General features: G+C 70.3%; 15 protein-coding genes and 1 pseudogene. 6 read left to right on the forward strand and 10 right to left on the reverse strand.

The features are described 5' to 3' along the window. Positions 1 to 1,587: pseudogene (locus D7Y11_RS43230) on the forward strand (hypothetical protein); the annotation flags it as partial. 2 nt (positions 1,588 to 1,589) lie between these two features. On the opposite strand, the gene D7Y11_RS09630 reads toward D7Y11_RS43230, so the two are convergent. From D7Y11_RS09630 to D7Y11_RS09640, 3 genes are all read right to left on the reverse strand, one after another. After that, positions 1,590 to 2,735, reverse strand: a complete 1,146-nt coding sequence (locus D7Y11_RS09630) for an acyl-CoA dehydrogenase family protein (RefSeq protein ID WP_120578759.1) — start codon at positions 2,733 to 2,735, stop codon at positions 1,590 to 1,592. A gap of 50 nt (positions 2,736 to 2,785) precedes the next feature. Continuing rightward, the gene (locus D7Y11_RS45155) at positions 2,786 to 5,743 is read right to left on the reverse strand and encodes a carboxypeptidase regulatory-like domain-containing protein (protein WP_126933536.1); all 2,958 of its coding nucleotides are present in this window, start codon (positions 5,741 to 5,743) and stop codon (positions 2,786 to 2,788) included. 98 nt (positions 5,744 to 5,841) lie between these two features. Beyond that, entirely contained in the window at positions 5,842 to 6,702 is an 861-nt protein-coding gene (locus tag D7Y11_RS09640) for a hypothetical protein (RefSeq protein WP_158641915.1), read from the reverse strand. 328 nt (positions 6,703 to 7,030) lie between these two features. Between D7Y11_RS09640 and D7Y11_RS09645 the strand changes: the two genes are divergently transcribed. Further along, positions 7,031 to 9,166 carry an ATP-binding domain-containing protein gene (locus tag D7Y11_RS09645; protein ID WP_126933538.1) on the forward strand — a complete coding sequence of 712 codons (2,136 nt, stop codon included), beginning with the start codon at positions 7,031 to 7,033 and terminating at the stop codon, positions 9,164 to 9,166. Here the strand turns inward: D7Y11_RS09645 and D7Y11_RS09650 are convergent. Beyond that, entirely contained in the window at positions 9,157 to 9,834 is a 678-nt protein-coding gene (locus D7Y11_RS09650) for a hypothetical protein (protein ID WP_126933539.1), read from the reverse strand. The genes D7Y11_RS09645 and D7Y11_RS09650 overlap by 10 nt on opposite strands. Before the next feature lie 286 nt (positions 9,835 to 10,120). Between D7Y11_RS09650 and D7Y11_RS09655 the strand changes: the two genes are divergently transcribed. Beyond that, the gene (locus tag D7Y11_RS09655; RefSeq protein WP_120578763.1) at positions 10,121 to 11,425 is read left to right on the forward strand and encodes a pectin acetylesterase-family hydrolase; all 1,305 of its coding nucleotides are present in this window, start codon (positions 10,121 to 10,123) and stop codon (positions 11,423 to 11,425) included. Positions 11,426 to 11,519: 94 nt separating this feature from the next. On the opposite strand, the gene D7Y11_RS09660 is transcribed toward D7Y11_RS09655, so the two are convergent. The 4 genes from D7Y11_RS09660 to D7Y11_RS09675 all read right to left on the reverse strand — a co-directional run bounded on the left by D7Y11_RS09660 (position 11,520) and on the right by D7Y11_RS09675 (position 16,294). After that, positions 11,520 to 12,899 (reverse strand): DUF1552 domain-containing protein, encoded by a 1,380-nt coding sequence (locus D7Y11_RS09660; RefSeq protein WP_126933540.1) that lies wholly within the window; start codon positions 12,897 to 12,899, stop codon positions 11,520 to 11,522. A gap of 12 nt (positions 12,900 to 12,911) precedes the next feature. Further along, positions 12,912 to 14,534: a DUF1592 domain-containing protein gene (locus D7Y11_RS09665; RefSeq protein WP_233607250.1), complete on the reverse strand. Its 1,623-nt coding sequence runs from the start codon at positions 14,532 to 14,534 to the stop codon at positions 12,912 to 12,914. 196 nt (positions 14,535 to 14,730) lie between these two features. After that, positions 14,731 to 15,141 (reverse strand): SET domain-containing protein-lysine N-methyltransferase, encoded by a 411-nt coding sequence (locus D7Y11_RS09670; RefSeq protein ID WP_120578766.1) that lies wholly within the window; start codon positions 15,139 to 15,141, stop codon positions 14,731 to 14,733. A 115-nt stretch (positions 15,142 to 15,256) separates the two neighbouring features. After that, positions 15,257 to 16,294, reverse strand: a complete 1,038-nt coding sequence (locus tag D7Y11_RS09675) for a lysylphosphatidylglycerol synthase transmembrane domain-containing protein (protein ID WP_126933542.1) — start codon at positions 16,292 to 16,294, stop codon at positions 15,257 to 15,259. A 154-nt stretch (positions 16,295 to 16,448) separates the two neighbouring features. Between D7Y11_RS09675 and D7Y11_RS09680 the strand changes: the two genes are divergently transcribed. Both D7Y11_RS09680 and D7Y11_RS09685 read left to right on the forward strand, forming a co-directional pair. Next, positions 16,449 to 16,820 (forward strand): Spx/MgsR family RNA polymerase-binding regulatory protein, encoded by a 372-nt coding sequence (locus tag D7Y11_RS09680; protein ID WP_121751964.1) that lies wholly within the window; start codon positions 16,449 to 16,451, stop codon positions 16,818 to 16,820. Positions 16,821 to 16,890: 70 nt separating this feature from the next. Then, positions 16,891 to 17,748 carry a general secretion pathway protein GspE gene (locus D7Y11_RS09685; protein WP_120578769.1) on the forward strand — a complete coding sequence of 286 codons (858 nt, stop codon included), beginning with the start codon at positions 16,891 to 16,893 and terminating at the stop codon, positions 17,746 to 17,748. Between the two features lie 13 nt (positions 17,749 to 17,761). Here the strand turns inward: D7Y11_RS09685 and D7Y11_RS09690 are convergent, their stop codons facing one another. Both D7Y11_RS09690 and D7Y11_RS09695 read right to left on the reverse strand, forming a co-directional pair. Next, the gene (locus tag D7Y11_RS09690; RefSeq protein WP_126933543.1) at positions 17,762 to 18,643 is read right to left on the reverse strand and encodes a DUF459 domain-containing protein; all 882 of its coding nucleotides are present in this window, start codon (positions 18,641 to 18,643) and stop codon (positions 17,762 to 17,764) included. Positions 18,644 to 18,745: 102 nt separating this feature from the next. Next, positions 18,746 to 19,540 carry an alpha/beta fold hydrolase gene (locus D7Y11_RS09695; RefSeq protein ID WP_126933544.1) on the reverse strand — a complete coding sequence of 265 codons (795 nt, stop codon included), beginning with the start codon at positions 19,538 to 19,540 and terminating at the stop codon, positions 18,746 to 18,748. A gap of 243 nt (positions 19,541 to 19,783) precedes the next feature. On the opposite strand from D7Y11_RS09695, the gene D7Y11_RS09700 reads away from it, so the two are divergent. Next, a complete protein-coding gene (locus D7Y11_RS09700) occupies positions 19,784 to 20,152 on the forward strand; it encodes a hypothetical protein (RefSeq protein WP_126933545.1) in 369 nt (122 codons plus the stop codon). The last annotated feature ends 16 nt before the right edge of the window (positions 20,153 to 20,168 follow it).

Here is a 20,168-nt window from a genome sequence, read left to right on the forward strand (position 1 = left end):
GGAGACGGGTTCGAGGTGCGCGGTGGGCGCGCGGGTCCGGCCGGGGTGGGTGGATGCGCGGCTCCGGCCGGAGCTGGAGGCCATGCGGCTCCGGCCGGAGGTCCGGGAGGCATCGCGGCGGGCGGCGTCAGCGGCGGCACGCAGGCGGGCCCCGTGGCCGGCGGGGCTGGGAGTGATGGGCCTGGAGCCCTGGGGCTCGAGGGCGGCGTCGCGGGACAGGTCCAGCCCGACGTCCTGGCAGCGGGCGGCGTGGGCGGCACCGTGCAGCCGCAGGGCGCGATGGAGCTGCTGCTGCAGAGCGCTCGCGACAACGTGCCCGGCTTCACCTGGCTGGAGTCCAAGGTGGACGGGGCCCTCAAGGTGCTCGGAGCCGGCACCGACGTGACGGGCTCGCAGGCGGACATCGAGTCGATGAAGCCTGGGGACAAGTTCTCCACGTCCGGCGGCTTCGACGGCGGATACAAGATCGGCCGCCTCCAGACGCGCGCGCAGATTGAGGTCAGCTGTGAAGAAGGCATGCGCACCCACCCGACCACGGGCGCGCGCGAGCCGGGGCCCAACTACCGGCTGAGCATCGACTCGGAGGTCCTGGGCGGCGTGGGCTTCGAGAACAGCAAGCTCGACGCGAAGCTGCTCGCGGGGGGTGGCGGCAAGGTGGAGTTCAAGTTCGAGACGCCCGCCGAGGTGGCCCGGGCCAATCGCATCATGGACCGCATGAAGACAGGCATGCAGGCCAACATCGCGGGCGCGGCCGACATGCCTCCCAAGGAGGACATCGAGTGGCTGCAGAGCAAGATGGCCGCCGTGGAGCTGCGTGGCACGGGCGCCGCGCAGTTCGCCGCGGACATCCCCGTCCCGGGCGGCCCGCTGGTGAACAACCTGGACGTGGGCGGCAAGGCCCGCTCGGACCGCACGGTCCGCATCGAGTTCCCCGAGGGCAAGCCGCCCGAGGTCGTCATCAAGGACGCCATCCAGGTGGAGGTGGGTGGCGGCCCGAACCGGAACCTGGAGGTGGACAAGTCCATCGTCGGGCCGGACCGGATGAAGCTCCCCATCAAGGGCGGCGTGAAGGTGGGCACGTCGCTCAAGGGCAGCGGCAAGCTGGAGGTGGAGACGCGCATCCCTCTGCCCGCCGGGTCAAAGACAGACGAAATCCTCAAGGACCCGAAGTCCGCGCTCGGCCCCGCGCTCAAGGACCTGGCGGCGAACTCGCGCAGCAAGGTCACGCTGACGGTGGAGGGCGCCGGCCTGGTCCAGGGCAACGGCAAGGGCACGTCCTACGAGGTCAGCATCGAGGGCAACCCCGGCACGCTCGTGAAGAACGGCGCGTTCGGCAAGCTCCTGGAGGGGGACGTGCCGGGGGCGTTCAAGACGGCCGGCGAGGACGCGAAGGTGGAATACAAGGAGACGTCCTACACGCAGCGCGGCGTCTCCATGGCGCCTGGTTTCAAGGTCGGCCCCGTGAAGGTGGGCTGGGAGCTGGAGGTGGCGCGGCGCACCGTGGACGGCACGCCGACGGTGTGGACGGGCAACGGAGCGGATGCGGCCCGGTGGCTGGAAGGCAACCCGGAGAAGCAGGCCGCCTGAGGCTACAGCGCCATCGTCCCGGCGATGATCTCCTTCATCACCTCGGACGTGCCGCCGCCAATGGTGAGCATGCGCACGTCGAGCCACGCCCGCGCGACGTGCGACTCCTCCACGTAGCCCATGCCGCCGTAGAACTGCTGGCAGTCATAGGCCACGCGCTGGGCCAGTTCGGTGGTGAGGAGCTTGGCCATCGCAATCTCCTTCACCGGCTTCTGCTTGCGTTTGCGATTGAAGAGCTGCACCGCCTGATAGGTGAGCTGCCTCGCCGCCTCCACGCGGGTGGCGTGGTCCACGAAGGTGTGGCGCCACACCTGGAAGTCCAGCAGCCGCTTTCCAAACGCCTGACGCTCACGGCCGTAGCGGATGGCTTCACGCAACAGGTCGTCCATCACCGCCACCGTGTAGAGCGCCGTCACCAGGCGCTCCGCGTGGAAGCTGTTCATGATGTGGAAGAAACCGTCGTTCTCCCGGCCCAGCACGTAGCGGGCGGGGATGCGGCAGTCCTCGAAGTAGAGGATGGCCATGTCCGACGAGCGGTGGCCCACCTTCTGGAGCTTCTTCGATACGGAGAAGCCCTTCACGTCCGTGGGCAGCGTCACCAGCGAGATGCCCGGCGCGCCCTCCCCGCCCGTGCGCACCGCCAGCACCAGGAAGTCCGCGCGGGCGCCGTTGGAGATCCACGTCTTCGCGCCCTGGATGACGTAGTCGTCGCCGTCCCTTCGCGCGGTGGTGCGCAGCCGGGCCAGGTCCGAGCCCGCGTCCGGTTCGCTCATCGCCAGCGCCGCGATGCGCTCCCCGGTGAGCGCGGGGGCCAGGAACTCGCGCTTCTGCTCGTCGGTGCCCAGCTCGTTGATGACCGGCGTGGCCATCTGCCCCTGCACCAGGAGCGACATCGCCACGCCCCCGTTGCGCGCCCGCGCCAGCTCCTCCGCGAAGGCGGCCACGTACCAGGAGTCCAGCCCGCTGCCGCCATATGCAGGGTCATGGCTGATGCCGAAGAAGCCCAGCTCACCGCAGCGGCGGAACACGTCGCGAGGGAACTCGCCGGCCTGGTCCCACTCCAGCGCGTGCGGGGCCAGCTCCTTCTCGACGAATTGACGCACGGTGCGGCGGAACGCCTCGTGCTCCGGGGTGAAGCGCTCATCCATGGGGTGGGATGCTGTCAGGGCCGGCCCCGCGCTTTCAAGCCGCGCCTCCGTCAGCGTGCGCGGATGAACGTGAAGGACAACGCCTGGCCGCCCCGCAGGAGCGCGAGCACCGCGGGGCTGCCCGGCACGCCCAGCTCACGCCGCCGGGCCTCGCCCATGTCCAGCACCACCGCCCCGTCGATGGAGCGCAACACGTCCCCCACCTGGAGGCCCACCACGTCCGCGCCTTCCGCGATGCCGCTGATGACGACGTCCCGTCCCGACATGCCGAAGGTCAGGCCCAGCCGCCCCGGCTCCACGCGCTGAAGGCCCAGGCGCCAGTCCCCCAAGGCCTGCGTCTTCCCGGCGGCGAGCGACACCCGCCGATCCACCAGCTCGCGCCCCCGGCTCCACGCGGTGAGCCGGTGCGCGCCCGGGGCCAGGTCCTTCAACTCGAAGCGTCCGTCCGCGCCCGTGGTGGGAGATGCGATGCCGTCCGCGTCCACGTACGCGCCCGCCAGCGGTTCGTTCGTGCGCGCATCCACCAGCCGTCCGGACACGCCGCCGCCCGCGTCCACCACCACCTCCACTGCGGCCTCCGCGCCGGACGCGAGCGTCACGTCCACCTTGCCCGCGCGTCCGTCCGGCAGCGTGACAGTGACAGTGACGCGCGTGGGGAAGACGTCGTCCACCTGGAACGAGTCCCCGGAGAACTGACGCTCCACGCGGGAGAGGAAGTCGTCCTCGCCGCGCGCCGCGGTGACGGTCAGCGTGAAGCCCCGCACCTCGCGGCCTCCCGCCGAACGCACGGTGCCCCTCAATCGAGCCGCGGGCTTCAGCTGGAGCGTGAGCTCCTTATGGGACGCGGACACGCTCGCGGCCTCGCCCTGCCGTCCGCCATTCGTGGACCAGACGCGCCACGCATCCGAACCCAGGCCATCCAAGGCCAGCACCGCCTGGCCGGATGCGTCCGTCATCTCCTCCGCCTGGATGTCCGTGTGGCCCGCCTCCGTGGCCATCACCGTCGCGTGGACGCTCGGCGCGCCGTTGGGCTCCAGCACCGTCACGCGGAGCGGCTTCCTGGGCTCGCCCACCACCAGGTCCACGTGGCGCCGGCCTCCCGCCTCCAGCTCCACCACCTGCTGCTGGTCGCCGTTCTGGAAGCGCAGCGCGGACAGCCACGCGCTCAACTGGTAGCGCCCCGCGCCCACGCGCATCGACCACGTTCCATCCGGCTTCGCGGGCACGTCGACGGACTCGGAGGCGGGAGCACCCACCCGGTGCGCGGTGACCGTCACCGCACCGGACGGCCGCGCTCCGTCCTCCTTGCGCACGGTGCCCTCCAGCACGCCTTCGCCCACGAGCGTCAGCAGCGTCATGACCGTCTGTCCCGCCACCACGCGCACGGGCTGGCGCACGTCGTCCTCGCTGTCCGCGCGGCGCGCCGCGACGTACACGGTGCCCTCCGGCACGTCCTCCAGCGTGAAGCTCCCCTGCGCATCCGTCACCGAGGGCAGCGCGTCCGGCAGTGGCCTCCACTTGAGCTGGGCCACCACCGTCACGCCGGAGAGCGGCGCCTCCGCGATATCCACCACCGTGCCCTTGATGCGTCCCGGCGCCGCGAGCTCCAGCACCAGCTCGAAGCGCTGCCCCGCGAGCACGCCCAACCCCGTGCGCGTGAGCGGCTGGAAGCCCGGAGCGCGCACCTGAAGATCGTAGGCGCCCGGCGCGAGTCCGCCGACCTCGAAGCGTCCATCCGCCTCCGAATGTGCCTGGAGCAGGTCCGCGCGGTCGCCATGCGCGCGCACGCCCACCGTGGCCTCCGCGATGGCCTCGCCCGAATCCTTGCGCCGAACCACGCCCACGAGCGACGCCGCGCCGCCCAGGCGGATCCGCACGTCCTTCACCGTCATGCCCGGCCCCACGACGATCGGGCCCTCGGCCGCGCCAGTCTCCGCCTTCATCGTCAGGCCCGGCCCCGCGACGGCAGCGCCCTCGGCCGCGCCAGTCTCCGCCTTCACCCTCATGCCCGGCCCCACGACGACAGCGCCTCCGGCCGCGCCCGTCTCCCCTCCGTGGCGGGCCGTCACCTGGAACGACCCGGGCGGCACGTCCAGCGAGAAGCTCCCCGTGTCTCCGGCCTCCACCTCCACGGCGCCGTCCTCGCCCCAGGCGCTCACGCGCGCTCCCGGCGCGGGAGTTCCATCCGCGCGGGTGACGAAGCCCTCGATGAACGCGGAGCCGTCCAACTCCACGCGCACGTCCGTCCCAGGCACGAGCACGCGTGCGATGCGACGGGGCGCGTGGCCCGGGGCTCGCGCCTCCAGTTGATACTCACCGCGCGCCAGCCCGTGGAACCCGAAAGCGCCCCGTGCGTCGCTGAGCGCTTCATGCCGCGCCTCGTCCGGCACCGACGCGCCCGTCTGGAGGAACACGGGAAGCGCGTCCTCGAAGCCGGTATGCGGCGTGAGCGTCAGCTCCGCCATCGGCACGGGTGCGCCGCCTACGCGCTCCACCGTCAGGCCCGTCAGCGACACACCGGGTTCCAGCAGGAGGAGGACCGGGGTCAACGCTTCGCCATGGGGACGCGTCACCTCCGCGCGCGCCAGCGCCAACCCTTCCGCATGCGCGGTGACGAGATAGGGCCCCGGACGCGCGGGCAGCACCAGCGCTCCCGCCGCATCCGTCCGGCCGTGCCCCGCCACGCGCCACGACGGCAGCCGTGAGCCCGGGGACGCGGGCCCTCGCAGGTACAGCGTCACCTCCGCGCCCGCGAGCGGCCCCGAGGCCGTGGCGGTCTCCACGCGCAGCGCGCCGTCCGCGTCCCGCATGGGCTGTTCCACGGGCGCGGTCGCACCGCCCCCATTGCGCACCGGGGCCTGCGTCGGGCCGGACGCGGGCCGCTCGGGGGACATCACCGCTTCATCGCGCACCTCCGCGGCGGGCGCGGAGGCGCGCATCCAGACGAAGACGCCGGCCAGCAGGAGCGCCAGCCCGGCCACCACGACGAACACCTTGCGAGACGACATGCACCCTCCGGGGGAGGTGGGGAGCCGCGCCCCAAGACACCTCACCCGGCCCCCCGGTTCCAAGGGGGCGTCTCGCGTTTTCCCGCCGCCACGCGGTGCTACAGGGGCAGGAACGCGATTCGCAGGCCCAGGGTGAACAGCGCGTGGAAGCCGTCATCCACGGGTGTGAGCCCCTGGTCGCGGGTGCCCACGCCAGTGATGTCCAGCGTCTGCGAACCGGTGCGCACCGTGTACTGGCCCACGGAAGCGGTGATGATGGGCCCCACCGCCAGGGCCCGCGTCACTCGCACGTCGCCACCCAGCGTGAGGCGCGCGATGGTGGGCCCCCGGTCCGTGACGTGCGTGTCCACGTGCGTGGGGAGGAACACGCCCGGCGCGACCTGCACCTGCGTGTCCCCCTCCACGTGGCTCTTGAGGATCTCCAGGCCCAGGCCCAGGCCAATCCACGGATCAAAGCTCGAGCCCGGCCGGACGTGGTAGCGGACCTCCGGCCCCACGCGCCACTGGTAGGTGTTGCAGTCGAAGCCCTCCGGGCATGACAGCTCGTTCGTCTTGGTGAGCACCGGCTCCCAGCTGCCCCACACGCCCAGGTAGAACCGCGGCGTCACCCGGAAGCCCAGCTCCGCGATGATGGGGAAGGAGATCTTCGCGGACTGGGTGATCTTCAAATCCTCCAGGCCGCCTCCCGGGGCCTGGCCGTTCGTGTAGACGTAGCCCAGGCCGAAGCCCACGTTGCCGCTCACCGCGAACTGCGGCCCGATGCGCCCCTCGGGGTGGTGTCCGCCCGACTTCTGCGTCTCCTCCGAGCTCATCGTGGGGGTCGTGGTCGTCGTGGACGTCTCCGACTCCGTCTGGGGTTCCGACGGGGGTTCCGGCTCCTGCGCCCCCGCCGACGTGGCGATTCCCAGCGCGGCGGCGAGTGACAGCGTCCAGCGGAACGGCGCATTCATCGAGGTCATCCGGTACATCCTCCGTGTTCGGGATGGATGCGGAAGGAAGCAAGCCGCGCGTGCCGTTAGAAGCCACCCGCCTCCAGCGTGCGCCGCCATTCGACAGACAACCCCCGTCCGCGATCAGTCGCGGACATCCACCCCACCCCCTGGGGAGGCAACCTGGCGGGGTGGATGGGAAGCGCGTGTGCGGGAGGACCCGGGAGAAGGGACGGGCGCCTCCACCGCGATCCTCAATCTAGCAAGTCGGCCCTAGAATCCAACGGGTTGACCCGGCGGTGGCCAGCGTTCACCTTGCCCGCCCCACGCACGCCCACGGGCGGAAAGGAAAGACCTCATGGCCGGCCAGGAGCAGGAGCTGTCGCCCGAGGCGCTCGCGCTCATCGCCGAGGAAGAGGCCCTGCTGTCACGCGTCCAGCAGGCGCTGACGGAAGCGCGCCGTCAGGCCGCGGAACGCACGCTGGACACGCAGGGGCTGATGGCCCAGCTGGCGGTGCTGCGCGACGACGCCACCACGGCGCACGCCGCGGACCTGCCGCACGTCTTCACCCAGATGAACGAGGTGCGCTCCATGCTGGAGCGGCAGGAGGCCATCCCGCTGCCGGACGCGCACGCCCCCTACTTCGCGCACCTGCGCCTGGCCGGGCCCACGGGCGCGCGCGACTACCTGCTCGGCCGCACCAGCTTCGCCAACCTCTCCGCCGGCGTGCGCGTCATCGACTGGAGGTTCGCCCCCGTCGCCCGCGTCTTCTACAACTACGAGGAGGGCGACGCATTCGAGGAGTACTTCGGAGACCGGCTCTCCGAAGGCGAAGTGGAGGCGCGCCGGCTGGTCATCATCGAGAAGGGCGTCCTCACCCGCATCAGCACCGGCCCCTACCTGCTCCAGCGCGATTCACAGGGCCGCTGGCACTCGCGCGGCCGTGACGCGGCCTCCGTGCTCGCGGGCGGCAGCGGCACCGCCGCGCGTCCGGGCTTCCTGGGCGTGGGCCGGGGCGCCACGCACGTGGAGGACGCGTTCGGCGTGACGGCGCTCCTGGACGCGGAGCAGTACGCCGCCGTCAGCACCGGCCCGGAGCAGCCGCTGCTGGTGCTGGGCAGCGCGGGCAGCGGCAAGACGACGGTGGCGCTGCACCGGCTGGCCAAGGTCATCTTCGACGACGCGAAGGCGTACCCGCAGGCGCGCACCAAGGTCGTCGTCCCGGAGGCGGGCCTGGCCCGGCTCACGCGCCGGCTGCTCGCGCCGCTGGGCCTGGGCAAGGTGACCGTGGAGACGCTGGAGGCCTGGTCGCTGGCCACCGCGCGCTCCGCCTTCAGCGTGCCGGGCATCAAGCTGTCCCCGGAGACGCCCGCGCTCGTCTCGCGCTTCAAGCGCCACCCCGCCCTGCGCCGCGCGCTGGCCGGCCGCGTGCCCGTGTTCAAGGGCAAGGCCCTGCCCCCCACGCTGGACCGGCTGCGCCTCAAGCTGGCGGACGCGTACCTGGACCGCGCCTTCGTGGAGGCCGTGGTGGCGGACGCGAAGGGAGAACTGCCGCTCACCGTGGTGGCGGAGGTGCTGGAGCACACCCGGCAGCAGACCGCCACGCCGCTGTCGCGCCAGTACAAGGGCTTCGACGAGGACCGCCTCGTCACCGTGGACGGGCGCGCGATTGAAGCGGACACGCCGGCCGCGCTCGCGGGCACGGTGGACGCGGACGACCTGCCCGTCCTCATGTTCCTCAAGGCGCAGCGGGGCGCGCTGGGCGCGGAGCGGCTGGCGCACGTCGTGCTGGACGAGGCGGAGGACTTCTCCCTCTTCGAGTTCTTCGTCGTCAGCCAGCTGCTCGCGGACAGCCGCAGCTGCACGCTCGCCGGAGACGAGGTGCAACAGACGACGGCGGGCTTCGCCGGCTGGGACGCCGCCCTGGACGAACTGGGCATCCGCGACGCCGCCACCTGCCGGCTCCAGGTGTCCTACCGCTGCCCGCGCCCGGTGGTGGCGCTGGCGCAGCACGTGCTGGGCACCCAGTCCCCGGCAAACGCCGCGAAGGCCGGCCGCGAGGGCGCGCCCGTGGGCTTCCACCACTTCCCCGACGAGGCCCAGGCCTGGCTGTTCCTGGGAGACGCCCTGCGCGACCTGGTGCTGCGCGAGCCGCACGCGTCGGTGGGCGTCATCGCCAGCAGCCGCGAGGCCGCCTGGTCCTTCCACCGCGTCATCCGGGAGATGCCCTGGGCGAGGCTGGTGCTGGAGGGCGACTTCTCCTTCGAGCCCGGCGTGGACGTGACGGACGTGGACAACGTGAAGGGCCTGGAGTTCGACTACGTCGTCCTGCCGGACGTCACCGCGCGCGCCTACCCCGCGGACGACGAGGCCCGCCGCAGGCTGCACGTCGCCGTCACCCGCTCGTCCCACCAGCTGTGGGTGGCCTCCTCCACCGTGCGCTCCCCGCTCATCCGCACCTTCCCCGGCGCGGACGAGTCGAATCAGGGCTGACGGCCGCCGCCCGCGCGCCACTCCTTCTGCCGCTGGGCGTGGGCCTCGCGGCGCGACAGCGCCTCCGCCTCCTGGCGCGGAATCTCCGCCAGACGCGTGCGGTGCATGTTCACGCTCAGCTCCAACAGGCCCCGGTGCTCCGCGGGCAGCTTGTCGCCGTAGTCCTGCAGCATCATGGTGGCGAAGGCGATGGCGTCCTCGGACACCTGGCGGCGGTGCTCGTAGTACTGGTGCACCTCCTCCTCCGAGGCCTCGTTGGACTGCACCTTGCCGAAGAGGGCGTTCCACTTCGCCTTCACCCCCTCACGGCGGCGCAGCTCCTCCGGGTCCTTCGTGGGCGCGTCCAGTTCGAAGTACAGGTTGCCCGGCAGCTTCGCGCGCAGCACCTCCAGGTCCACCGGATAGGGGCCGGACTCCGCGTCCGGCGCCGCCTGCACCTGGGCCGTCGCCGCGCCCACCAGGTCCAGCCCGCCGTCCTTCGCGCGGGGCACCGCCGGCGTGGAGGCGAACACGGGCGGCGGCGCGGGAGCCTGCGTCACCGGCGCGGGCGCCACGACCGGCGCGGCGTCCTCCGGAGCCTGCCCGCCAAAGACAAGCCACGCCCCCACCGCCAGGGCCAGGACTCCCGCCGTGCCCAGGGGCAGCTTCCATCGCGCGTGCGTGCTCATGCCCAAGGCCATACCCCGCGCCCCGCGCCCGCCGCAACCCGTGTCATGGCCTGCCAGCGACGCGCCGCACAATTGATACATTTAAAACATGACCAGACGCGTCAATTTTTAATCCCTGGCTGACGCGAAGCGGCAATTACAATCCTTTCAGATGGAATGCTGCACCTGACTTGAAATTCACAATTTTCACTGCAAGCGAAGTTTCCCTGCTTACGGCTGATAAACAAAAACGTATCATCCCCGGCCGCAACCCCACTCAACTCACTCCCCCTTTGGAGGAAGCCGCATGAGAAGTTTTCTCTGGATGAGCCTTCTGGCCCTCTCCGCCCCCGTGGGCGCCGCGCATGCCGAAGTGCTGGTCGAAGGCATCGTCGACGTGCTGGTGGACGGCGGCAACAACTACGCCTGGCAGAAGGTGACGCTGCCCGGCACCAAGTGTGGCAACGGTTCGCAGTACAAGTTCTTCGTGCACAAGACGAACTCGCCCAACCTGCTGTTCATGATGGAGGGTGGCGGCGCGTGCTGGGACTACGATTCCTGTAGCGGCCGTACGGGCATCCTGGGCGCGGCGAACCCCAACGGCATCTCCGACGACTACATGACGCAGTTCACGGCCAAGTACGTGTCCCCCATCGTCAACGGGGCGGACCCGGGCCTTCCCTTCCGTGACCGCAAGGACATCGTCACGAAGGACTGGAACATCGTCTACATGCCGTACTGCACGGGCGACGTGCACATCGGCAACAACACCAAGGTCTACACGGACACGACGGGCGGACAGGCGCCGCTGACCTGGTCGCACTCCGGCTACACCAACACGCTGGCGGCGGCGAACTACGCCAAGCAGAACTTCCCCAACGTGCAGAAGCTGCTGGTGACGGGCTACAGCGCGGGTGGCACGTCCACCTCCGCCGGCTACTACTTCATCCGCAAGGCCATCAACCCGGCCAAGGGGTACATGATCAACGACTCCGGCCCCATCTTCATGGCGCCGAACGCGAACTCCCTGTCGCGCCCGCTGCACGACAAGATCCGCTCGTCGTGGAACCTGGACTCGGTGTTCAGCCAGCTGCCGGCCAGCTTCAGCATCAACGACATGGGCTCCATCAACAAGATGGTCGCCACCGAGTTCCCGAACGATCAGCTCGCGTACACGGGCTACACGATGGACTACAACTACTCGCGCTATTCGTATGAGCGCTTCAAGACGCCCAACGACGAGGCGTCCGTCCACGCGTACTGGAAGACGGACCAGGACGCGTTCGTGAACGAGCTGAACAAGTACAACAACTTCAGCTATTTCATCCCGCACCACCGCGCCATCAACGCCAGCCACTGCAGCACCATCATCACCTTCGTGGGCGCGCACGCCTGCCAGCGCATGGAGAAGAAGTACTGGTACGAGTACGTCTCCAGCCCCTGGCAGTCCTGGGCCTGCCACGGCGAGATGGTCCCCATGGACGTCTTCCTGTCGCGCTTCATCAACAGCAACCAGCGCGTCCGCATCTACGAGCCGGCCAACAACTACAACAACGAGGACGCGGGCATGAGCATCCTCGCGCCCCTCATCAACGGCGCGCTCGGCGGGTAGTCCCCACCGTCCCTCGCTGAAATGAAAACGGGAGCGGGCCCCAGGGGTCCGCTCCCGTTGTCTTTTCCGGCGCCCTTCAGGCCGCCCGGAGGCTTCAGGTGAGGTTGAGCGTGCCCACGTAGTCCTCGTGGCCGAAGCGGTCCACGTTCACGCCAAAGGCCTGGGCAATGGTGGTGAGCAGCTTGTTGTGCTCCACCGCGCCCAGGAGCGGCTTGCCCGGGCCCTTCCAGTCGCCCAGCGGGTCCTTCCCGGGGCGCAGGGACAGCATGCGGCCCATGCGGAACTTCCCGCCCGCGCCGCCCGCCAGCACCGTGGGGATGGACACGTTCATGTGGCCAGCCGCGTCGCCCAGCTCGTTCCCCCACAGGATGACGGTGTTGTCGAGCACCGTGCCGCTGCCCTCCGGGATGGACTTGAGCGTGTCCATCAGCCGCGCCACCTGTTCGGCGTACCACCGCTGCACCGCCACCATGCGCAGGCGGATTTCGGTGCGCGCCGGCTCGGACTGGGTGTCCGTGCGGTGGGCGATGTCGTTGTGGATGTCCTCGTCGATGCCAATCCACGGCATGGACGGCCCGGGGATGGTCATGGTCACCACGCGCGTCAAATCACACGCGAACGCACGGGCGATGAGGTCCATGTGCAGCTCGGTGAGGGCGGGCATGTTGTTGATTTCGCCCAGGTCGTTCACCGCGCCGGAAGGCGCCGCCGGCTTCGAGCAGCTGAGCGCGCCGGAGCTGGTGAGCCGCCGCTCGATGTCGCGCAGCGCCGCCAGGTGCGTGTCCAGCTTGGTGCCTTCCGCGGCCGCCAGCCTCGACTTCAGCCGGGTGGCGTCCTTGATGAGGTAGTCCAGCAGGCTCTTGCGCCGGGTCAGCATGGCCTGCGCCTCCGCCTCGGAGCCGCCCATGCTGGCGAAGAGCCGCTTGTAGACGTTGGCGGGGTTCAGCTCGAACGGCACGCGCGAGCCGTTCTCCGTGAAGGAGATGCTGTTGTAGACGTGCTGGGCGCCGAACTGCTCGAAGGCGTGCAGCTGCAGGGAGCGGAACTGCGTGGAGCCGCCCACCGCGTTGCCAATCACCTGGTCCAGGGACGCGTTGTTGGGCAGCTCGTCACCGCTGGACACCTCCACCTGGCTGCCGGTGAGGAAGGTGACGGGGCCGCCCTCGTGGCCGGTGCGGCCGTGCTCGTAGAGGACGCGGTAGTCCAGGCCGTCCAGCACCAGGAGCTTGTCCCGGTGGCGCTGGAGCGGCTGGAGGACGGAGTTCTCGAAGTCGATGTTGAAGCTGGTGTCATTGCCCTTGGGCACCCAGTACTCCGGCAGCAGGCCGTGAGGGGTGAACAGGGCGATGAAGCGCAGGGGGGCGGCGTCCGCCGCTTCGGCCACGGAGCTGGTGAGCAGGTGCGCGAAGGGCGCCGCCATGGCCGTGCCGGACAGGAGCTTCAGGATGCTGCGTCGGGAGAAGTCGCGGGGCATGGAAGTCAAAGCTCAACGGGTGGGCAGACGCCGCTGGGTGAAGGAAGACGAACGCACCAGGCTGACCAGCACTTCGGTGATTTTCAGGCGGTCCGTGCGGTAGGGGCCCGTGCGCATGGCGGCGAGCAGCTCCGCGTCCGAGGCGTGCTCGTCGCGCCCCATGGCGTAGCGCACGAACTGCAGCGGCACGCAGTTGGCCAGCTCCTCGCTCGTCGTCAGGTAGCGCGCCAGCTGCGCGCCACCGGTGAAGTCGCCCAGGTTGGTGGTGCCGTCCCTGGCAATCACGGCGCCGCTGGCGTCCACCGTGCGGCCGTTCTCCTCCGTGCGGTGCTGGCCCAGGCCGTCGAAGTCCTCCATGCCGAAGCCCATGGGGTCGATGGTCTTGTGGCAGCTGGCGCACGCGGGGTTGTTGGTGTGCGCCGCGAAGCGCTCGCGGGTGGTGGCGTCCTCCGACAGGGCCGGGGGAATCGTGGACACGTTGGCCGGCGGCGCGGGCACCGTGCGGCACAACAGGCGCGTGAGCACGAACTTGCCGCGCTTGATGGGCGAGGACGAGTCGAAGTGGGCGTACGTGGACATCACGCCCGCCTGCGTGAGGATGCCCAGGCGCTCCGGCGGCAGCGTCACACGGCCCAGGCCCGTGGCGTCATCCACGTTGGTGCGCTCCAGCTCGCCGTAGAAGTTCGCCAGCGTCTCGTCCACGAACGAGTAGTTGGCGCTCAGCAGCTCCTCCACGGAGCCCGAGTGGTTCTTCACGATGAAGTCGATGAACGCGTCGCGCTCGCGGACCATGGAGTCGCGGAAGTCCACGCTGTAGTCCGGGTACACGAGGTTGTTCTTGTTGACCTTGGCCAGGCCGCCCAGCCCCAGCCACTCCACGAAGAACTGGCGCAGCTTCACCTGCGCGGCCTCCGTCTTGAGCAGGCGGCGCGCCTGGGTCTCGCGCTCGTCCGCCGAGGACAGCGTGCCGGCCTTGGCGGAGGCGAGCAGCGTGGCGTCCGGCGGTCCACCGGTCACCATGAAGGACAGCTCGGAGGCGACTTCGTAGGCGGTCAGCTCCACCACCTGTCCCTTGCGGGCGGTCTCCGGACCCAGCTCCGTGCGGTACAGGAACGACGAGGAGGAGAAGAGCGCCTGGAGCACCAGCTCCGCGCCCGTCGCCATGGTGCCGCCCTTCTTGCCCTCGTTGAAGAGGGCCAGCAGGTCCGTCTCCTCGTCCGCCGTCACCGGCCGGCGGAAGGCGCGCTCACCCACGCGCTGGATGAAGGCGCGCGCGCACTCGTCCTGCGTCTTGCCCTTGGGGCACGCGTAGAGGTCACTCAGTTGTGACTTGCCCTGCTCCGCCAGCGTCACCGCGGCGGTGTCGAGCTGATCCGCCAGGAGCGACGTCACCTGGAGGCGCTCGTGGGTGGAGAAGCCGAGGATGGTGTCCTCGGCCGCGAAGCCCTGGGCGATGTCGACCTCGGTGCCCAGCACCGCGGTGGCGGACTTGTTGTACTCGTCGCGCGTCAGCCGGCGCACCCGAGCGGGCGCCGCCGCGCTTTCAGGCTCCGCGTCCTGCCCACCGATGTTGCCGGTGCAGGCGGAGGCGGACAGCACGAGAGCGGAGGATAGGTAGAAACGACGCAATGGCATGATGTCTGGCATTCCTCGCATCCGCGCGGCCTGAAGCACCGGCGCACAGGCGACCCGCATTGTACTGGTTGCCCCCCACGCGGACACGGGGGAATTCATTTCCGAGCGTTTCCAAGCTTCCCCGAGGAAGAAGCCACCCTCACGGAGCAGGAAGTGCGAACGCACCTGTCAGGTGCGCACACGGTGCGTGCACGACTCAGGGAGGAACTTCCTCACCTCGCGCCTTCCACCAGTTCTCCCCGTAGCTGATGCAGATCTGCTCACCAGGGTGGATGTCCCGCAGTGCGTGATAACGGAACACATCGCGATCTTCCCCGCGGCTATAGGACGCGTTGGGTTCGCTCGCGTGATTGTAGATCATCCCGTAGCCCATCACGAGCGCGACCCAGTCACCCTCGCGGGGCTCTTCGTTGCGGTGCCAGCGAATCTCGAAAACATAGTCGTCGAGCGGTTCACCCCGGAACTGCTGCTGCGGGACCTTGAGGTAGTGGCACTCCTCGATGAGTTCTCCCGCGGCGATGAAGGTGTCCGTGAAGACGCCCATGCCCCACTCACACGGCCGCACCTTCACGCCGGGGTAGAGGAACAGCGCAGGGCCCAGATTCATGAGTGCATCGCTCTCGCTTCCGGTGGCGTCCACGCCAAGGCGAACCATCGCGCAAGACGGGCAGCCACGGGAAGCGGGGGCGCAGGCGTGAGGCCTTCCGTGACTTCCGGTGAAGTCAGCCTGCCTGCTCCTCGGGCACGGGGCGGCGGCGGAAGGTGTGGCGCAACAGGTACAGGCCGGGAAGCAGGGGCAGCCACAGGGTGAAGCCGCGCAGGAGCAGGGTGCCCGCGAGCGCCGCCTCCACCGGGACGCCGAAGAGGTTGAGCATGCCCACGGACGCGGCCTCGTAGGTGCCCACGCCGCCGGGGATGATGGACACGGTCTCCGCCATGGAGGCCACCATGAAGCTGACGAACACGGTGCTCAGGGGGACCTCCTGCCCCAGGGCCTGGAGCATGGCGCCCAGCGTGGCCGCGTCCAGCACGTAGACGCCCAGTTGCAGGAGGACGCCGCGCGCGAGCAGGCCGGGGTTGAGCAGCATGCCGGGCGGCACCTCCGCGATGGCCTTGAGCAGGGTGCCCAGGGACGGGATGCGCCGGGCGAAGCGTCCCGGCTTCCACTCGCGGTGCCGCGTGGCCCAGAGGATGCCCAGCGGGATGATCAACGCCACCACGCCGAAGCCGGTGACGAGCCATTGGATCCACTCGTTCAGCTCGGACTTCCGCCAGAGGAAGTAGAGGCTCACGCCCACGCCCAGCGCCTGCGCGATGTAGAAGCACAGCACCGTGAGCAGCACCGCGCCCGCGGCGATGCCGGGGTGCGCGCCTTCACGGCGCAGCCCGCGGCCCACGAGCAGCGACCCGCCCACGCCGCCGGTGGGAATCACCTGGTCGAACGCGAGCTTCATCAGCGACAGCCGCGCCAGCGACCAGAGCGAGGTCTTGATGCGCGCCCGGTGCAGGACCATCCACCAGATGCCCGCCACGCACAGGTACGTGCCCACCTGGCACGCGGCGGCCACCAGCAGCCACGCGGGCCGCGCCTGCCGCAGAAGCTCCAGGAACTGCCTCTCCTCGTTGTGCCGCGAGAGGATGAAGGCCAGGAGCGCCGCGAGCACCAACACCCCTGGAATCCACCAACCCCGCCGGCGCTTCGCTGGCACCTCCAGCGGCTCTTCCAGGGTGGGAATGGGTTCGGCGCGAGTGCCCTGCATGCGTCTCCTTCCTGGGAATGGGATGGCTTCGGAAAGGATGCGCTTCCCGGCCCCATGGGGCAGGTCCTGAAGCATGGCGGCCCGCCTACCCTCCATGCGGGGAGACAGGCGCCGAGCTGCCTGTTCGCGAGGGCGGTCTGGTAGAAGCCCGCGCATGTCCGACGACATCCTCGTGCTGGCGTACGCCGGCTGTGACACCTGCAGGAAGGCGCTGAAGTGGTTGGAGGCGCGGGGCGTGCCCCACCGCACGCGCGCCATCGTGGACCAGCCGCCCACCGTGGCGGAGCTGCGCCAGTGGATTCCCAGGAGCGGCGTGTCCGTGCGCAAGTGGCTCAACACCAGCGGGCAGAGCTACCGCGCGCTCGGCAAGGAGAAGGTGGACGCGGCCTCCGACGCGGAGCTGGTGGAGTGGCTGGCGAAGGACGGGAAGCTGGTGAAGCGGCCCGTGCTCGTCACGAAGGAGTCCGTCACGGTGGGCTTCAAGCCGGAGGCCTACGAGGCGCTCTTCCCCCTTCACGCGTCTTGAGGGCGGGCGGGCGGACGAGCCCCCGTCCGACCGTCGTCGCGTGCGGGGGCGGTTGCCACGTTGAGTGGGCATGGAAATCGGATCCAGACGCCCGTTGGGGGAAATCCTCCTGGAGCTGGGAGTGGTCGACAAAGGCCAGCTCCGCCTGGGGCTGGTGCACCACCACGAGGTCCATGTCCCCCTGGGCCGCGCCCTGGTGAGCGAGGGCGTGTGCACGGAGGCGGACGTCCTGCGAGGGCTGGCCATCCAGTTCGACGTGGAGGCGGTGGACCTGGACCGGCATCCGCTCGACCGTTCGCTGACTCCCCTGGTGCCCTCACGCATCGCCCGGCAGTACGGCGTCGTGCCGCTCAGCCTGGAGACGCGCGAGGACAAGGAGGTCCTGCACCTGGCCGTGCCCGCGCCGCTGTCGCTGGACGCGGTGGATGACGTGCGGGCCGTGTCCGGCAAGGCGCGCGTGGAGCCGCACCTGGCCTCCGACAGCGCCCTGTCCCGCGCGCTCAGCGCCCTCTATGGCATCCGCGAGACGGCGGGGGCCGCGCAGGAGCCGCCCCGGCCCGCCGTGCCCAGCCCGCCGCTGATGCTCTACGGCTGGCCGCCCGTCACCGCGGTGCTCATCTCCCGCACGCTGGCGCGCAACGGCATCCCGTCGCGCGTCGCCACGCCGCTGGACGTGCTGCACACGCGCGACAATGACGTGGTGCTCGCGCCCCTCCAGGCCATGGAGGGGCTGCTCGCGGGCGAGGTCCACATCGAGGGCTCGCTCATCGTCCATGGAACGTCGGACGACGAGGGCTTCGAACGGGCGCGGAAGGTGGAGGCGCGCGGCTTCCTGGCCAACCCGCGCGACGAGGAGTTGCTCCTGCGCGCCGTGCGCAGGCTCCGTCCAGACGCGGGCAGCGAGAGTTCCTGGCCGCGCCACTCCTGAAGCGGGGAAGCCGCTACGGCGTCGGCGGAGCCGTCGGAGCCAGGGCCTGCATCGCCGGCTTCATAGGCGCGATAGCGGGGCGCGTGGTGTGCTTCTCTTCGGGCTCCAGGTGCTCCAGACCCAGCACGCCCAGCACCTCCGGGTACACCTTGTTCGCGAAGTAGCGCCCGCCGGCCACGGTGAAGTGCACGCCGTCCGTCATGCGCAGGCGCATGGGCTTGCGGAAGCCCTCCACGCGGGCCTGCTTCAGCGCCTTGCCGCGCGCGTCGGTGAAGTAGGGCCGCGTGTCCAGGTGCACGGCGTCCCCGCGCGCGGCGATGACCTCCCGCTGCAGGTCGCGGATCACCGTGAGCTTCTGCTCGAAGCGCTGGCGGCTCGTGGCGGGCAGCTCCAGCCACACAATCTTGCGGTTCGGCGCGGAGATGGCCGTGACGAAGTCCGTCAGCCGCTGGCGGTATTCGCCCTGCCAGTCCGGCTTGCCCCAGGCCACGGTGGCGCGCCCCTGCCGCGTGTGCAGGGCCTGCCCGTCGTTGCCGCCCAGGATGACCACCACGACGTCCGGCTGGTGCTGCTGCACCTCCTGCTGGCCGACCTCCAGCCAGTCGAAGAAGTCCGGGCGCGCCAGGCCCGTGGACGACTTCGCGCGGCGCTCGCAGCGGATGCGAGGGTGCGCGGCGAGCTGGTTCTGGAGGTACTCCCCGAAGCCCGTGGCGATGAGGCTGTCACCCAACAGCAACACGGTGCGGCGGGGCACGGGCGCCGGAGCGGCGGCCTGGGCCGGAGCGGTGGGCAGCACGGGCGAGGCGGTCAGCCCGGGGGCGGATTCCGCGGAGGCCTGCGCCGCCGTGGACAGGAACGCCAGGAAGAGGAGCGCGCGAAGAGGACGGGTCGACATCGGCGGAGGCGAAACTACTTCCCGCGACCGCATCCGTACACCCCCCCGCCAGGCGGGTGGATCCGTCGAACCGCGCGCGGGTTGTCAAGGCCGCGCGCGGCGTCAGGCCACGGAGCCTGCGTCCGCCCCGAGCCCCCGGGCCGTCAGCACCGCGAGCCCCGCGGGCGCGAGCGCCTGGAGCCATGGCGTGAGCAGCCGCGCGCACTCCTCCGGGTGTGAGAAATAGGGAACGTGTCCCGCGCCGCGCAGCAGGTGCCGGGGTGTGCCCTCCGGCAGCGACGCGGCCAGCCGCTCCAACGAAGACGGCGGCACCAGCACGTCGCGGTCCCCCTGGATGCACAGACACGACACGTTCAGCGGGCGCAGGTCCGGCGGCGGCGGCTCCGTGTGGATGGAGAACGCGCGCCGCAGCGTCGTCAGCTGCTCCAGCAGCGTGGTGGGCACCACGTCCGCCACCTGATGGGAGGCCACCGGGCGCCAGGCCGCCAGCGACGCAGCGACGCGTCCGGGACGTCCCAGCACCGCGACGGGTCCCATCATCGAGATGAGCCTTCCGCGAGGTCCCACGTGCGAGGTGCGCGTGAACGCCCCCAGAAAGGCAACGCCGCGAGTCGCGCCGCCCGCGGCCAGGTGCGCCGCCACCATGCCGCCAAAGGAGCTGGCCACCACCGCGTCCACCTTGCCCGTGACGCGCAGCACCTGCTCCGCCAGGGCCCTCGCGCCACACGCCGCATGCTCGCCTTCCGGGTACTCGACCATGACGGGACGCGCCACGTCCGTCAGCCGCAGGGCGAGCTCACGAAAGCCTGATCCACGCGCGCCCAGCCCGGGCAACAAGAGGACACGAGGTCCCTCGTCATTCCCTGCCATGTCCTTCAGCTCCACCGTGCGACGCATGTCTCTCGCTTTCCTTGAAACGCGCCGGAGCAAACAACGCAGGCCCCCTGGGTCTGCCCCGTCCCACCGGGTGGCCTGCACGACCCACGGCCTGGGGGAAATGCTCCCGGTCCCTCGCCTGCCAGGACGGAGAGTGATACATGATTCATCCCACCACCCTTTTCCACCGACACGATTCACGCTGTCCGAAGCCAAGGATTTTCGCGGTCGGCGTTCTGACAGCGTGGGGGCGAAGGGTTAAGAATGGTCACCGTGAATCTGCATGCCTTCGGGGAGTTTGTTCGCAAGCATCGTCCGGCCCTGGAGGTTCGGGCCGCGAGGCTTTGCGCTGGGAGTGCCGTCGACTCCACGGAGCTGGTGGGCGAGACGCTGGAGCGCGCCCTGTCCGTTTTCGAGCGGCTTCAGGACCAGGACACCGCGTCCGTGACGCAGTGGCTGGATGGCGCCATGAGCCGCTGCTTCTCGCGGATGGGCGGACAGCTGCCGGACGCGCGCGCCGCGGCGCCGGACCTTCAGCAGACGTTCGACCTGCTGCGTGCGCGCTTCCGTGAGGTTTACGCGCAGCCGGCGTTCGGCAAGAGCGCGGGCGTCACCGGCGGCTGGCGGATGTAACAAGTCCCGCGCCCTG

Origin of the sequence: Corallococcus sp. AB018 (assembly GCF_003986945.1) — a bacterium.
GTDB classification, from domain to species: domain Bacteria; phylum Myxococcota; class Myxococcia; order Myxococcales; family Myxococcaceae; genus Corallococcus; species Corallococcus exiguus.

What these genes read in the sequence shown, in the direction of transcription:
- D7Y11_RS09700 (WP_126933545.1), top strand. Translation starts at nt 19,784, where the DNA reads ATGGTCACCGTGAATCTGCATGCCTTCGGGGAGTTTGTTCGCAAGCAT.
- D7Y11_RS09665 (WP_233607250.1), bottom strand. Translation starts at nt 14,534, where the DNA reads ATGCCATTGCGTCGTTTCTACCTATCCTCCGCTCTCGTGCTGTCCGCC.
- D7Y11_RS09645 (WP_126933538.1), top strand. Translation starts at nt 7,031, where the DNA reads ATGGCCGGCCAGGAGCAGGAGCTGTCGCCCGAGGCGCTCGCGCTCATC.
- D7Y11_RS09685 (WP_120578769.1), top strand. Translation starts at nt 16,891, where the DNA reads ATGGAAATCGGATCCAGACGCCCGTTGGGGGAAATCCTCCTGGAGCTG.
- D7Y11_RS09680 (WP_121751964.1), top strand. Translation starts at nt 16,449, where the DNA reads ATGTCCGACGACATCCTCGTGCTGGCGTACGCCGGCTGTGACACCTGC.
- D7Y11_RS09655 (WP_120578763.1), top strand. Translation starts at nt 10,121, where the DNA reads ATGAGAAGTTTTCTCTGGATGAGCCTTCTGGCCCTCTCCGCCCCCGTG.
- D7Y11_RS09675 (WP_126933542.1), bottom strand. Translation starts at nt 16,294, where the DNA reads ATGCAGGGCACTCGCGCCGAACCCATTCCCACCCTGGAAGAGCCGCTG.
- D7Y11_RS09670 (WP_120578766.1), bottom strand. Translation starts at nt 15,141, where the DNA reads ATGAATCTGGGCCCTGCGCTGTTCCTCTACCCCGGCGTGAAGGTGCGG.
- D7Y11_RS45155 (WP_126933536.1), bottom strand. Translation starts at nt 5,743, where the DNA reads ATGTCGTCTCGCAAGGTGTTCGTCGTGGTGGCCGGGCTGGCGCTCCTG.
- D7Y11_RS09630 (WP_120578759.1), bottom strand. Translation starts at nt 2,735, where the DNA reads ATGGATGAGCGCTTCACCCCGGAGCACGAGGCGTTCCGCCGCACCGTG.
- D7Y11_RS09690 (WP_126933543.1), bottom strand. Translation starts at nt 18,643, where the DNA reads ATGTCGACCCGTCCTCTTCGCGCGCTCCTCTTCCTGGCGTTCCTGTCC.
- D7Y11_RS09695 (WP_126933544.1), bottom strand. Translation starts at nt 19,540, where the DNA reads ATGCGTCGCACGGTGGAGCTGAAGGACATGGCAGGGAATGACGAGGGA.
- D7Y11_RS09660 (WP_126933540.1), bottom strand. Translation starts at nt 12,899, where the DNA reads ATGCCCCGCGACTTCTCCCGACGCAGCATCCTGAAGCTCCTGTCCGGC.
- D7Y11_RS09650 (WP_126933539.1), bottom strand. Translation starts at nt 9,834, where the DNA reads ATGAGCACGCACGCGCGATGGAAGCTGCCCCTGGGCACGGCGGGAGTC.
- D7Y11_RS09640 (WP_158641915.1), bottom strand. Translation starts at nt 6,702, where the DNA reads ATGACCTCGATGAATGCGCCGTTCCGCTGGACGCTGTCACTCGCCGCC.